17 protein-coding genes are annotated in these 12653 nt (G+C 63.6%); all 17 read left to right on the top strand.

Translation table 11 applies throughout. From position 1 onward, the window contains the following. The first annotated feature begins 1 nt into the window (after nt 1). The 17 genes from flgF to CN673_RS21415 all read left to right on the top strand — a co-directional run bounded on the left by flgF (nt 2) and on the right by CN673_RS21415 (nt 12637). Nucleotides 2–727, top strand: coding sequence for a flagellar basal-body rod protein FlgF (flgF, locus tag CN673_RS00550; RefSeq protein WP_099863960.1), 726 nt, complete (start codon nt 2–4; stop codon nt 725–727). Nucleotides 728–742: 15 nt separating this feature from the next. Further along, on the top strand, nt 743–2161 hold the full coding sequence (gene fliI / locus CN673_RS00555) for a flagellar protein export ATPase FliI (RefSeq protein ID WP_099863961.1): 1419 nt from the start codon (nt 743–745) through the stop codon (nt 2159–2161). Next, nucleotides 2158–2700: a flagellar protein gene (locus CN673_RS00560; protein WP_099863962.1), complete on the top strand. Its 543-nt coding sequence runs from the start codon at nt 2158–2160 to the stop codon at nt 2698–2700. The genes fliI and CN673_RS00560 overlap by 4 nt, the downstream gene beginning before the upstream one ends. Nucleotides 2701–2776: 76 nt before the next feature. Continuing rightward, a complete protein-coding gene (flgB, locus tag CN673_RS00565; RefSeq protein WP_099863963.1) occupies nt 2777–3157 on the top strand; it encodes a flagellar basal body rod protein FlgB in 381 nt (126 codons plus the stop codon). A gap of 2 nt (nt 3158–3159) precedes the next feature. Next, nucleotides 3160–3579, top strand: coding sequence for a flagellar basal body rod protein FlgC (gene flgC / locus CN673_RS00570; protein WP_099863964.1), 420 nt, complete (start codon nt 3160–3162; stop codon nt 3577–3579). A gap of 2 nt (nt 3580–3581) precedes the next feature. Further along, nucleotides 3582–3932 (top strand): flagellar hook-basal body complex protein FliE, encoded by a 351-nt coding sequence (gene fliE, locus CN673_RS00575; protein WP_099864957.1) that lies wholly within the window; start codon nt 3582–3584, stop codon nt 3930–3932. Between the two features lie 12 nt (nt 3933–3944). After that, entirely contained in the window at nt 3945–4733 is a 789-nt protein-coding gene (gene flgG, locus CN673_RS00580) for a flagellar basal-body rod protein FlgG (RefSeq protein ID WP_099863965.1), read from the top strand. A 10-nt stretch (nt 4734–4743) separates the two neighbouring features. Then, the gene (gene flgA, locus CN673_RS00585) at nt 4744–5214 is read left to right on the top strand and encodes a flagellar basal body P-ring formation chaperone FlgA (RefSeq protein ID WP_245409721.1); all 471 of its coding nucleotides are present in this window, start codon (nt 4744–4746) and stop codon (nt 5212–5214) included. 50 nt (nt 5215–5264) lie between these two features. Further along, nucleotides 5265–6320, top strand: coding sequence for a flagellar basal body P-ring protein FlgI (locus tag CN673_RS00590; protein ID WP_245409767.1), 1056 nt, complete (start codon nt 5265–5267; stop codon nt 6318–6320). After that, complete coding sequence (locus CN673_RS00595; protein WP_099863967.1) at nt 6317–6841, top strand: MotE family protein; 525 nt, start codon at nt 6317–6319, stop codon at nt 6839–6841. Before CN673_RS00590 ends, CN673_RS00595 begins: the two co-directional genes overlap by 4 nt. Continuing rightward, on the top strand, nt 6838–7548 hold the full coding sequence (flgH, locus tag CN673_RS00600; RefSeq protein WP_099863968.1) for a flagellar basal body L-ring protein FlgH: 711 nt from the start codon (nt 6838–6840) through the stop codon (nt 7546–7548). Before CN673_RS00595 ends, flgH begins: the two co-directional genes overlap by 4 nt. Before the next feature lie 33 nt (nt 7549–7581). Then, nucleotides 7582–8082, top strand: coding sequence for a flagellar basal body-associated FliL family protein (locus CN673_RS00605; protein WP_099864959.1), 501 nt, complete (start codon nt 7582–7584; stop codon nt 8080–8082). Continuing rightward, a complete protein-coding gene (gene fliP / locus CN673_RS00610; RefSeq protein WP_099863969.1) occupies nt 8079–8816 on the top strand; it encodes a flagellar type III secretion system pore protein FliP in 738 nt (245 codons plus the stop codon). Before CN673_RS00605 ends, fliP begins: the two co-directional genes overlap by 4 nt. Nucleotides 8817–8878: 62 nt before the next feature. Then, complete coding sequence (locus tag CN673_RS00615) at nt 8879–9136, top strand: type II toxin-antitoxin system prevent-host-death family antitoxin (RefSeq protein ID WP_099863970.1); 258 nt, start codon at nt 8879–8881, stop codon at nt 9134–9136. Then, nucleotides 9133–9543, top strand: a complete 411-nt coding sequence (locus CN673_RS00620) for a hypothetical protein (protein ID WP_099863971.1) — start codon at nt 9133–9135, stop codon at nt 9541–9543. The genes CN673_RS00615 and CN673_RS00620 overlap by 4 nt, the downstream gene beginning before the upstream one ends. Nucleotides 9544–9763: 220 nt before the next feature. Beyond that, on the top strand, nt 9764–11095 hold the full coding sequence (locus CN673_RS00625) for a flagellin N-terminal helical domain-containing protein (protein WP_099863972.1): 1332 nt from the start codon (nt 9764–9766) through the stop codon (nt 11093–11095). Nucleotides 11096–11386: 291 nt separating this feature from the next. After that, a complete protein-coding gene (locus tag CN673_RS21415) occupies nt 11387–12637 on the top strand; it encodes a flagellin N-terminal helical domain-containing protein (protein ID WP_099863973.1) in 1251 nt (416 codons plus the stop codon). The last annotated feature ends 16 nt before the right edge of the window (nt 12638–12653 follow it).

A 12653-nucleotide genomic window follows, 5' to 3' on the forward strand; every position in this document is an offset into this window, starting at 1 on the left:
TTTGGATACCGCGCTCTATGTCGGGCTGTCTGCCCAGATCGCGCTCGAAAAGCGGCTGACCACGCTCGCGGACAATGTCGCCAATGCGAACACTGTCGGCTTTCGCTCCACGGAGGTGAAATTCGAGTCGCTCGTTGATCGGCGGCGGCCCGCCGACGTCGATTTCGTCTCGTCTGGCAGCAATTATCTCTCGACCGAAAACGGCGGCTTGAACCAGACCGGCAATTCGCTGGATTTCGCCGTGCGGGGCGAGGGGTGGTTCGCTATCGACACACCGGCTGGTCAGGCTTTGACGCGGGATGGCCGGTTCACCATGACGCAGGAAGGCGCGCTCGTTACGCTCAACGGATACCCGGTTCTCGATGCCGGCGGTGCGCCGATCCAGCTTGATCCACTGGCCGGTCCGCCGGAAGCTGGCAACGACGGCACTTTGCTGCAGAACGGCGCACAGGTGAGCGCTCTGGGCCTCTTCGCCTTCGACCCCAATTCGAACTACCGTCGCTTCGAGAACAGCGCCATCATTCCCGATGGTGAAGCCGAGCCGATCGTCGACCGCTTCGATGCGGGCGTCGTGCAGGGCTATGTCGAACAATCCAACGTCAACCCGGTGGCCGAGATGACGCGTCTGATCATGGTGACGCGCGCGTTCGAGAACGCGTCCGCCTTGATGCGCGCTTCGGAATCAACCACCGAGGAAGCCATCCGAACGCTGGGCGGGCGCACATGATGATGGAGGCCGGCCTTGTCCGGTGAGGCGGCCACGGGGGCGTCGACCTCGCCGCATCTCAGCAAACTCGCCGCTGCCGCGCGCAGGTTTGCCGGGCCGGACCATGCGGTTCGCCATGGCGGGCGGGTGAGCGCGATCACCACCGGGCACTATGCCGTCACCGGCCTATCGCGCCACGTCCACCTTGGCGATTTCGTCGTTCATGAAAGCCGCACCGGCGCGCATCTCGGCGAGGTCGTGAAAGTCGAACCCGAAGCGGTCATCGTCTGCCCGATCGAATCGGGCGCGGCGATCGGCATATCCGACCGGGTCTTTCGGCGCGGGGCATTTCGAATCGCGCCGGATGCATCCTGGTGCGGCCGGACGATCAATGCCATGGCCGTGCCGATCGATGGCAAGGGGCCGCTGACGAACGGCAACGAACGGCGGTCAGTGATGGCGGCGCCGCCGCCCTCCATGGGGCGCAAACGCATCGACACGGCGCTGCGCACCGGCGTGCGCGCCATCGATATCTTTTCGCCGCTCTGCTACGGCCAGCGCCTCGGCATCTTCGCCGGATCCGGGGTCGGCAAGTCGACGCTTCTGTCCATGCTTGCGCAAGGGGACGGGTTCGACAAGGTGGTGATCGCCCTTGTGGGTGAGCGGGGGCGGGAAGTCCGCGAGTTCATCGAGGATACACTCGGCTCCGACATGGCGAAGACCGTGGCGGTGGTCGCGACGGGCGACGAATCGCCGATGCTGCGCCGTCTGGCGCCGCTGACCGCGATGGCGGTCGCCGAACATTTCCGCGATGCCGGCGAGCGCGTGCTGATGATCGTCGACAGCGTCACGCGATTTGCCCACGCGGTGCGCGAGGTCGGCGTTGCGGCCGGCGAGCCGCCGGTCGCGCGTGGCTATCCTGCGTCGGTGTTCACCGAATTGCCGAAGCTCCTGGAACGCGCCGGACCCGGCGGCGAGGATGCAGGCTCCATAACAGCCATCGTCTCGATCCTCGTTGATGGCGACAACCACAACGACCCCGTTGCCGATGCAACGCGCGGAATCCTCGACGGTCACATCGTGTTGAGCCGCACGCTTGCCGAGGAAGGGCGCTATCCGCCGATCGACCCGATGGCATCGATCTCGCGGCTGGCGCGCAAGGCCTGGGCTGGCGACGAGGAAAAGCTCGTCTCGCGGCTACGCGCGCTGATCCATCGTTTCGAGGAGACGAAGGATCTGCGGCTCATCGGCGGCTACAAGCCGGGCCTCGATGCGGAGATGGACATGGCCGTCAAGCAGGTGCCGGTGATCTACGAAGTGCTGCGCCAGATGCCGGATGCGCCGCTGGCCGCCGACGCGTTCGATGATCTGGCCCGAGAGATGAAAAAGGCCGCCGGCATTGGCGGCAATACTGGCGCGCCGGGTGAAGCGCAGCAGCCGAAAGCAAAACGATGAAGCCAACACATCCGCATCCTCCGCTGCCACCGAAAACGCCCTGGTATCGCCGGCTGATGACGTCCGACCGGGTCATCATGGCCGGGGGGGTGTCACTTGCAGCATTCGCCGCGTTCTTTCCCTGGTACGTCTTTCTGCATCAGGAGGAATTCGGGCCGAAGCCGATGGTCTATTCACGCAGCGAAGGGCTTGCCCAATGGCCCGGCCGCACGCTGCTGGACGCCTCACCGCTGGTCGAAGACAGCCCGGACAGCGAAACGTCGGAAACGTTCGATCCGCTGATGACGGCGACCGTTCCCACCCAGGCGGCACCGGCGGAAACGGATGACAGTGCGCTCGATCAGCCCTTTCCTTCCTCGCGCTCGCCATTCCGGCTGCTGCATGTGGCAAACGGCCGGGCGCTGATCGAGAACGGCGCCGGCATGTACATTGTCCGAATCGGCTCGGTGCTTCCCGACAACAGCCGCCTGGCGCGCCTGGAAAAGCGGGAAGGCGAGTGGGTCATCGTCACCTCTGACGGAGACGTGATCGCGCGCTGAGGCGCCCCGTCCATCCGCCGACAAGTCCCGCGCAAGATTGGCGGCCTAGGGTCGTCGCAACGAAGCGGAGATGCGTATGGACCCGATTCAATTGTTCGACCTCGCCTCACGGCAGGCGCACTGGCTTTCAGTGCGCCAGACCGTCGTTGCCGGCAACGTCGCCAATGCGAATACGCCGGGCTATGCGGCAAAGGATGTCGAGCCTTTCGAGAAGGTCCTCGCGACGACCGGAAACCGGATGGCGGCGACGCATCCGGCCCATTTCGTCGAGGATTCCATGCGCAACTCCGTGCGCTCGGAGCGGGTGGAAGACGGTGTCGATCTGCAGGTTTCCGGCAACAGCGTCACCGTCGCCGACGAGTTGATCAAGTCCGGCGAGATCCGTCGCCAGTTCGAGATGAATACCGGCCTGGTGCGCTCCTTCCATCGCATGATGCTGATGACAGTCCAGAGGTGATTATGGTCGACCCGCTTATCGCATCCCTCAAGATCGCTGCCTCGGGACTTGATGCCCAATCGACGCGGCTTCGTGTCGTGTCGGAAAACCTGGCCAACGCGCAGTCGACGGCCGAATTGCCTGGGGGCGATCCCTACCGGCGCAAGATCGTCGGCTTCGCCGCCGAACTGGACCGGTTGTCCGGCGCATCCATGGTCAACGTCAACTCGGTCGAGGAAGACACCAGCGACTTCTCGCTGGAATACGACCCCGGAAACAAGGCGGCGGACGAGAACGGCATGGTCAAGATGCCCAACGTCAACGTGCTGATCGAAATGGCGGACATGCGCGAGGCCAATCGGTCCTACGAGGCCAATCTGCAGACAATCCGCCAGGCGCGCGAACTCGTCTCCATGACCATCGATCTTCTGAGGACGCAATAATGGTGACGGGGCCGGTTCAGAACGTTTCCGCTCTTTCCTTCACGCGCCAGCTGGACGGCGTGCAACAGAGCGCGTCGTCTTCCTCGTCGAACATCACCAACCTGCCTGGGGCGGCCGGCAGCGCTGCCGCCGAGCCGGGGGATTTCCAGATGACCCTCGCCAGCATCGCCGGCGACATGGCCGCCAATCTGCGCACGGCGGAACAGGTCTCGCTGCAAGGCATCAATGGCGAAGCGGAGACCCGCGAAGTGGTCGACGCCGTCATGTCGGCCGAGCAGACACTGCAAACCGCCATCGCCATCCGCGACAAGATCGTCACGGCCTACCTCGAAATCAGTCGTATGCAGATTTAAGGATCGCGTCTCATGAAAGCTCTTGCCATCGCCGCAACCGGGATGAACGCCCAGCAGCTCAATGTCGAGGTGATCTCCAACAACATCGCCAACATCAACACGACCGGCTTCAAGCGCTCGCGTGCCGAGTTCTCCGATCTGCTCTACCAGGTCGAGCGTCACCAGGGCGTGCCGAACCGCGCCAACCAGGCGATCGTGCCGGAAGGTGCGCATGTCGGGCTCGGCGTTCAGACGACGGCAGTGCGCAACCTGCATATCCAGGGCTCGCTCGTCTCGACGGGCAACAAGCTCGACCTCGCCTTGATCGGCCGTGGCTGGTTCCAGGTGGAGACCGCGGAAGGCGACACGCTCTATACCCGCGCCGGCGCCCTCAACACCAATGCAGAAGGCGAGATCGTGACGGCCGACGGCTACCGGATCACGCCGGCGATCGTGGTGCCGGACAACGCGAGCGACATCGTCGTCAGCAAGTCGGGACAGGTGTTCGCGCGGATCGAGAACCAGCCGGAACTGGAGGAACTCGGCCAGCTCGAGATATCCAACTTCGTCAACGAAGCCGGTCTCGAACCACTCGGCGAAAATCTCTTCCGCCAGACGCCCGCTTCGGGCGAGGCGATCGTCGGGGCGCCGGACGATCCGGGATTCGCACGGATCCAGCAGGGTTACCTGGAAGCTTCGAACGTCGACCCGGTGAAGGAAATCACCGATCTCATCTCTGCGCAGCGCGCCTACGAGATGAACTCCAAGATCATCCAGGCGGCAGACGAGATGGCCTCGGTCGTTTCGCAGGGCATTCGATAGGACCGGCGTAATGGCGATGGGCGCTTTCAAACTGACGATCGGGCGGTGGTTCGCCGCCGCCGTGGTGATGGTGCCGCTGGCGGCTGCAGCGTCCGAGCCGGTGGCGATCGTGCCCAACGAGGTGATCTATCCCGGCCAGGCCATCGACGTGGCGCTGTTGCGCGAGGTCGCGGTGACCAATCCGAACGTGCGGGCCGATTATGTCTCGTCGCTGGAAGACTTGAGGGACGCGGTTGCGCGCCGGACCCTTCTGCCAGGCCGGGTGATCCCGATCTCGGCCGTGCGCGAGGCCTATGCCGTCGAGCGCGGAGCGCCGGTGCGGCTGGTCTTCTCCAATGCCGGACTGACGATCACCGCCTCGGGCAGCCCGCTGCAATCCGCCGCCATCGGCGATTTCATCAAGGTGCGCAACACCGATACGGGCGTGACGGTGTCCGGCACGGTGATGGCCGACGGCAGCGTTCAGGTGGTGGCCCAATGATCCGAGCCTGGATCACACTCGCCCTGCTGGTCGCGTTCGTGCCTGCGGGCATGACGGCGCAGGCGGCGTCGCGCATCAAGGACATCGCTTCGGTGCAAAGCGCCCGCGACAACCAGCTTATCGGCTACGGCCTTGTCGTCGGGCTGCAGGGAACGGGCGACGGCCTGCGCAATGCACCGTTTACCGACCAGTCGCTGCGCGCCATGCTGGAAAATCTCGGCATCGCGACCGAAGGCGGCCAATCCAACGCCAACAATGTGGCCGCCGTTCTCGTGACGGCCAACCTGCCGCCCTTCGCAAGCGTCGGCTCGCGCATCGACGTGTCGGTCAGCTCGCTCGGGGATGCGACCTCGCTGCGCGGCGGGACGCTTGTCATGACGTCGCTGTCGGGTGCGGACGGGCAGATATACGCCGTCGCGCAGGGCGGGGTGATCGTTTCGGGCTTTCAGGCCGAGGGCCAGGCGCAGACGCTGACGCAAGGCGTGACGACGGCCGGGCGCGTGCCGAACGGGGCCATCATCGAACGCGAAGTCGCCGCGACCTTCGAGGGTGCGGGCGAACTGGTGTTCCAGCTGCGCAATCCGGACTTCTCGACCGCCGTCGCGGTTGCCGACGCGGTCAACGCCTATACCGGGCAGCGCTACGGCGCGGTGACGGCGAAAGCGCGCGATTCGGTGGAGGTCGCGGTGGCGCTGCCGCAATCGGTTTCGCTGACGCGGTTCCTCGCCGAGATCGAGGGACTGAGAGTGGAGACGGACGCGCCGGCGCGCGTCGTCGTCAACGAGCGCACGGGGACCATCGTGATCGGCCACGGGGTGCGGATCTCAGAGGTCGCCGTCAGCTACGGGACGCTGACCGTCAGGGTCAACGAGGCGCCGACCATCGTCCAGCCGGCACCGTTCTCGGACGGGCAGACGGCGATCGAAGACCGGACCGACATCTACGCCGATGCCGAGGGCGGGCAGGTGGCGATCATCGACGGGCCGGACCTGCGCACGCTGGTCGGCGGCCTCAACAGCATCGGCGTCAAGCCGGACGGCATCATTTCCATCCTCCAGGGCATCAAATCGGCCGGTGCCCTCCAGGCGGAGCTCGTATTGCAATGACCCTTGCGGCAACCGTTTCGCGTCTTTTTCTTGCCGGCTTCGTTGCCGCCATTACCGGCCTTTCGCCCGTGGCGTTCGCCCAGGGGCTGGACGCGGCCAGCGAACAGAGCGCGATCGAGCGCGACATCGAGGCCTATTGCGGCAACATCGCCGATGCGGCGCGCGACCAGCGCTATGCGCTGCAGCGCCAGGATCTCGAAACGCTGCAGGGCGAGATCGACGACCGGATCGCGGTTCTTGAGGCACGGCGCGCCGAATACGAGGACTGGCTGACACGGCGCAACGACTTCCTCAAGCTCGCCGAAGACGGCCTTGTCGACATCTACAAGGGCATGCGGCCCGATGCGGCCGCCGAGCGGCTGGAACTGGTGAGCGCCGAAGTGGCCGCCGCCATCCTGATGAAACTCAACCCGCGCATGGCCGGCCAGATCCTCAACGAGATGGACACCAAGGTCGCGGCGACGCTGACGAGCGTGATTGCCAGCGCCGGCGACGAAACCACCTCGAGGAACCCGACATGAAACCCGCCATCCTCGCGATCGCGCTCAGTGCAACGCTTGCCGGCTGCGGATCGCAGACCTTCAACGAGATCGGGCGTGCGCCGTCGATGAGCCCGGTCGGCAGCGGCCTTACCTATGGCGCGACGCCGCAAATGGCGCTCTATCCCAAGCAGCCGCTGGCGACCAATCGCAGCTTCTCGCTGTGGCAGGACAGCCAGTCGGCGCTGTTCAAGGATGCGCGCGCGCTCAATGTCGGCGACATCCTCACCGTCGACATCTTCATCAACGACCGGGCGGCGTTCGACAACGAGACGGAGCGCAGCCGCGTGAACGAGAGCGGCATCGGCCTTGGCGGGGCCTACGAGATCTTCGGCGAGGTTGGCGAGGGCAATGCCGACATCAATTTCGGCTCCAACACGTCGACCAACGGCTCCGGTTCGACGGCGCGCTCGGAACAACTGCGTCTCTCCGTCGCCGCCGTCGTCACCGGCGTCCTGGAGAACGGCAACCTGGTGATCAGCGGTTCGCAGGAGGTGCGCGTCAACCACGAGCTGCGCATTCTCAACATTGCGGGGATCGTCAGACCGCGCGACGTCGACGCCTATAACCGAATCTCCTATGAGAAGATCGCGGAAGCGCGGGTTTCCTATGGCGGCCGCGGGCGGCTGACGGAGGTGCAGCAGCCGCCGGTCGGGCAACAGCTGGTCGACATCTATTCGCCGATCTGACGGCGCGCGCTTTGGTAAGGGGCAATGGGTGACATGACGACACCTGAGGACGGCAAGGCCAAGGGGCCATCGATGATCGTGACGCTCGCGGTCGTGGCGGTGCTCTCGCTGGTCGCGGCCGGCGGCGGATGGATGATGGGCGGTCTCCTGGCGCCGACGGCCGAGGCGGTTCAGACCGCGGCGCGCGAGGGCGCAACGGGCCACGGCGAGACGGCCGAGGCGGAAGGCGCGGGCGCCGAGGGCGAACCGGCCGATGCGATCATCGATCTCGCGGCGATCACCACCAATCTGGCCTATCCGGCGGAGAACTGGATCCGCCTCGAAGTCTCGCTGCTCTTCGACGGGGCGGGCGACGAGGCGATGGCGCGGGTCATCCAGGAAGACATGCTGGCCTATCTGCGCACGGTGTCGTTGCAGCAGATCGAGGGTCCGCGCGGCTTCCAGCATCTGCGCGAGGACCTCAGCGAACGGGCGAGCCTGCGCTCGGAAGGGCGGGTGACCGACCTTCTCTTCAAGACCTTCGTGATCGAATGAACCGTCTTTTCCTCACGGCCGTCCTGTTCCTGGTGTTTTGCGCCGGGGCGAAGGCGCAAGGCATCGACACCGATTTCCTCACCGAACCCGTCGACGGCTCGGTCGCCAGCTGGATCATCCGCACCTTCGGGCTGATCACGGTGCTCTCGCTGGCGCCTGGGATCCTCGTCATGGTGACGAGCTTTCCGCGCCTGATCATCGCCTTTTCCATCCTGCGGGCGGGCATGGGGCTGCAGACGACGCCGGCCAACCTCATCATCGTGTCGCTGGCGCTTTTCATGACGTTCTACATCATGGCGCCGACCTTCGACCGGGCATGGAACGAGGGCGTCCAGCCGCTGATGGAAGAGCAGATCACCGAGGAAGAAGCCTTCCCGCTCATCGCCGAACCGTTCCGCGACTTCATGATGGCCAATACGCGCGACGAAGATCTCAACCTCTTCATCGACATCGCCACCGAGCGCGGCCAGACGGTCGAGACCGACGGCGTGATCGACCTGCGCGTCCTGACCCCGGCCTTCATGATCTCGGAGATCCGGCGCGGCTTCGAGATCGGCTTCCTCGTCGTGCTGCCGTTCCTCGTCATCGACCTCGTCGTCGCCACCATCACCATGTCGATGGGCATGATGATGCTGCCGCCCACCGCCGTCTCGCTGCCCTTCAAGGTGCTGTTCTTCGTCCTCATCGACGGCTGGAACCTGCTGGTGGGATCCCTGGTGCGCTCTTTCGTCTGAGGTGATTGCCGAAATCTGTAACTTCTGTATGATGCAGAAATTACAGATCATGGTGATGACGGATGAAGACTTTCACTTTCTCTGACCTCAGCCGCCGATCGGGTGATGTCCTCGACGCCGCGATGACCGAACCGATTTTTCTGATGAAGCGCGGCAAAACGAAGGTCGTGATGATGCCCACCGGCGACTATGAGCGCCTGCTGCGCGGTCGAAGCGAACGCACTGCCTTCACGCTTGCCGATGCGCCCGCCGAGGATGTCGAGAATCTGGCGGCGGGCTTTCGACAGATCATCGATGAGGCGGAGACCTCCCGTGAATGAGGCGGGGTGAGGTCTACCTCTTCAACTATCTGTGGGGCCACGAGGCCGCACGCGGTGAGGAAAGCGGCCGGAAAATTCGCCACGTCTGCCTGATGATGCAGGTCGACCAGTGGCTCTATCTGTTTCCGATTTCCGGACGGCATCCGCAGCCGCGCATCGCTGATGAGCAACGGCTCTACGAAATCATCCCGGAAACCGAATGCCGGCGGGTCGGCCTTGGGACGAGCGGCAAGGTCAGTCACCTCATTCTCGATGATTTCAACAAAGTCCGCGCCGACGAACTCTATGATTTTGAAAGCCTGACGCCAGTGGGCTCTTTCAGTCACCGTTTTCTTGAGAAGGTGGCCCGCCGGTTTCTCGATGCCATGCAGCAGCGGCATCCGATTGCCGGCCTGACGCGGCGCTGAGCGAGCCGGCGGATTTCGGTGCCATATTAGCATTTCCTGTCCCGGCTTAACGCTTTGGCAAGACCCGTCTGCGAAGTTCCACTTCAACATGACGGGTTCGGCGATATGGGACGGGGTTCCCGCGCCGAGTGGCATGATGCCAGACCGCCATCGCCGGTATTGCGTTACCACTAGTCCGGTATGTCCCTCCTAATTCTCGCGTGGAAACAAGGGATATTTCATGTCCAGCATCATGACCAACACGTCGTCCATGGCGGCGCTGCAGACACTTCGTTCCATCAACGACCAGATGGGCACCACCCAGAACCGCATATCGTCGGGCCTCAAGGTCGGCAGCGCGTCCGACAACGCCGCCTACTGGTCGATCGCGACCACCATGCGCTCCGACAACGCAGCGATGTCCACCGTTTCAGACGCCCTCGGCCTCGGCGCCGCGCAGGTCGACATCGCCTACACGGCGATGGAATCGGTCAAGGACACGCTCGACGAGATCAAGACGAAGCTCGTCGCTGCACAGCAGCCGGACGTCGACAAGTCGAAGATTCAGTCTGAGATCAAGCAGCTTCAGGAAGACCTGAAGACTTTTGCAAGCTCTGCAACTTTCTCGGGCGGCAACTGGCTGGATGTTAGCGAAGCCGAGACACAGAAGGTCGTCGCTTCGTTCCTTCGCGATTCCAATGGTGTCTCGCTCGGCACGATCGATGTCGACACGGCTAAGACAGCCTTGTTCAACAGCGCAACCGATGAAACGGGACTGCTGGAGCAAGGCGACGCGATTACTATTGGGGCGAACGCCGCTGACGACGTCGAGTTCGACGGATCAACCGCCGCCGATACTGACCCCATCGAGATCGAAGACGTTTTCGTCCATGATTTCGCTGCGGCCGCCGATGGCGCTATCGACCTGAATGACGGCGGCGCGATCAAGTTCGATATCAATATCAATGGCGAAGAAACCCGCGTTACGATCAATGCGAAGACTCTCGAAGATGCTGGCATCACTGATGGCCTAGTTGACTCAGATGCAGACCTCCTCGCCGCATTCAACGCCGCTCTGACTTCCGCGGGCGTCAATGATCAGGTTGAGGCGGTCGCCGGCACGACAGGCGGCGTGAACATCCAGCAGATCGACGACGCCGGCGCTGTGGTCACCTTCGATGGAAACACGGACGACGCCAACACCTACGAACTGAGCGTCAGCAACGTTCGTACCTCCGACAACGGCAACTTCTTCGAGGCAACCGGCTTCGACATCTCCAGTGCCGGATCGCTCGATCTCGAGGAATATATGCAGGGCGTCGACTCGATGCTGTCTGCGGTCACCACGGCCGCTTCGGATCTTGGTGCCATCAAGACCCGTGTCGACAGCCAGCAGAGCTTCGTCTCGAAGCTGATGGATGCCGTGGATCGCGGCGTCGGCCAGCTCGTCGATGCGGACATGAACGAAGAGTCGACCCGCCTCAAGGCTCTGCAGACGCAGCAGCAGCTCGGCATCCAGGCGCTGTCGATCGCCAACAACGAGACGCAGAACATCCTGTCGCTCTTCCGCTAAGCGCATTGAGGCAAGCCGGCCATTCGGCCGGCCTGCCCCGACACTGACGAAGGCCGCACCCTGCACGCGCATGGTGCGGCCTTTTCTTTTGGCCTGTTACGCCCGTTAAGGTTTCGGCTACGAGAATTAACAGGTTGCGACGGCGATTAAGCTTCTGTTAACCATCGCACATTAACACTCTTGCAAGGAATCGCGTTCGTGGGGCGGTTCCGATGCGCATGATGCGCTGCAACGTCTCTCCGGCAATGCCGGAATGTCGGGATCAATGAGTTCAGGAACAGGGGCGAACTCGTGAGCAGCATCATGACAAACGCCGCCGCGATGGCGGCGCTTCACACGCTTCGCAGCATCAACAGCGAAATGGGCGTGACGCAGAACCGGATTTCGTCTGGTCTTCGCGTCGAAACGGCATCGGACAACGCCGCCTACTGGTCGATCGCGACGACGATGCGCTCCGACAACAACGCCATGTCGACGGTGCAGGACGCGCTCGGCCTCGGCGCGGCCCAGGTCGACGTCGCCTATACGGCGATGGAATCGATCAAGGACACGCTCGACGAGATCAAGACCAAGCTGGTCGCCGCCTCGCAGCCTGATGTCGACAAAGGCAAGATCCAGTCTGAAATCGCGCAGCTTCAAAGCGACCTTCTGACGTTCGCGAAGTCGGCGACCTTCTCGGGCGGCAACTGGCTCGACGTCAGCGGCTTCGGCATGCAGAAGATCGTTGCTTCGTTCACCCGCGACGAAGCCGGCAACATCGCGCTCGGCACGATCGACGTCGACACCGCCAAGACGGCGCTCTTCAATTCCGACCCTGCCGATTACGGGCTGCTGGAAGGCGAGGGGAACTTCTCGCTCGGCGGCCTGACAGTGGGCGCCTCGACGGCGAGTGAGTTCACCCCGGCGGCAGCTCCCGGCACGATCGAACTCGATGGTTTCACCGGACCGTTGTCACTCGCGCTGGGCGACAGCATCGAATTCGAAATGACCTATGGCGGCGTGACGGAGACGATCCGGATCGACGGCGAGGACCCGGCACTGGCGATCGCAGATGCCGCTGGACTTGTTACGCATCTGGACACCGCTGTGGCTGCGGCTTTCACAGGCTTCACTGCAACCGAAAACTCCGGTGTGATCACGATCACTACGACGACCCCGACAGGTGCCGCCGAGGCGAGCCCCGTCACCATCGAGAATCTGCGGGCCCGTCCCGGACAGCTCGATATCCTCGCGATCGATATCACGATGGTGAACGACGGCGATCTGGCCGGGCTGGTCGACGGCGTCGACCGGGCCTTGAGTTCCGTGACGACCGCGGCCTCGGACCTTGGCGCCATCAAGTCGCGCGTCGACAGCCAGCAGGACTTCGTCTCCAAGCTGATGGACGCGGTGGACCGGGGCATCGGCCAGCTCGTCGATGCGGACATGAACGAGGAGTCCACGCGGCTGAAGGCGTTGCAGACGCAGCAGCAGCTTGGCGTGCAGGCGCTTTCGATCGCCAACCAGAATTCGCAGCTGATCCTGCAGCTCTTCCAGAACTGACGCTTCGCGTTTAAGC

It is taken from the genome of Neopararhizobium haloflavum, from assembly GCF_002750855.1.
Lineage (GTDB): Bacteria > Pseudomonadota > Alphaproteobacteria > Rhizobiales > Rhizobiaceae > Georhizobium > Georhizobium haloflavum.

Bases quoted from the DNA above. Each gene is read 5' to 3' on its own strand.
- CN673_RS00560 (WP_099863962.1), top strand. From the start codon at position 2,158: ATGAAGCCAACACATCCGCATCCTCCGCTGCCACCGAAAACGCCCTGG.
- flgB (WP_099863963.1), top strand. From the start codon at position 2,777: ATGGACCCGATTCAATTGTTCGACCTCGCCTCACGGCAGGCGCACTGG.
- flgC (WP_099863964.1), top strand. From the start codon at position 3,160: ATGGTCGACCCGCTTATCGCATCCCTCAAGATCGCTGCCTCGGGACTT.
- flgG (WP_099863965.1), top strand. From the start codon at position 3,945: ATGAAAGCTCTTGCCATCGCCGCAACCGGGATGAACGCCCAGCAGCTC.
- flgA (WP_245409721.1), top strand. From the start codon at position 4,744: ATGGCGATGGGCGCTTTCAAACTGACGATCGGGCGGTGGTTCGCCGCC.
- CN673_RS00590 (WP_245409767.1), top strand. From the start codon at position 5,265: ATGACGGCGCAGGCGGCGTCGCGCATCAAGGACATCGCTTCGGTGCAA.
- CN673_RS00595 (WP_099863967.1), top strand. From the start codon at position 6,317: ATGACCCTTGCGGCAACCGTTTCGCGTCTTTTTCTTGCCGGCTTCGTT.
- flgH (WP_099863968.1), top strand. From the start codon at position 6,838: ATGAAACCCGCCATCCTCGCGATCGCGCTCAGTGCAACGCTTGCCGGC.
- CN673_RS00605 (WP_099864959.1), top strand. From the start codon at position 7,582: ATGACGACACCTGAGGACGGCAAGGCCAAGGGGCCATCGATGATCGTG.
- fliP (WP_099863969.1), top strand. From the start codon at position 8,079: ATGAACCGTCTTTTCCTCACGGCCGTCCTGTTCCTGGTGTTTTGCGCC.
- CN673_RS00615 (WP_099863970.1), top strand. From the start codon at position 8,879: ATGAAGACTTTCACTTTCTCTGACCTCAGCCGCCGATCGGGTGATGTC.
- CN673_RS00620 (WP_099863971.1), top strand. From the start codon at position 9,133: ATGAGGCGGGGTGAGGTCTACCTCTTCAACTATCTGTGGGGCCACGAG.
- CN673_RS00625 (WP_099863972.1), top strand. From the start codon at position 9,764: ATGTCCAGCATCATGACCAACACGTCGTCCATGGCGGCGCTGCAGACA.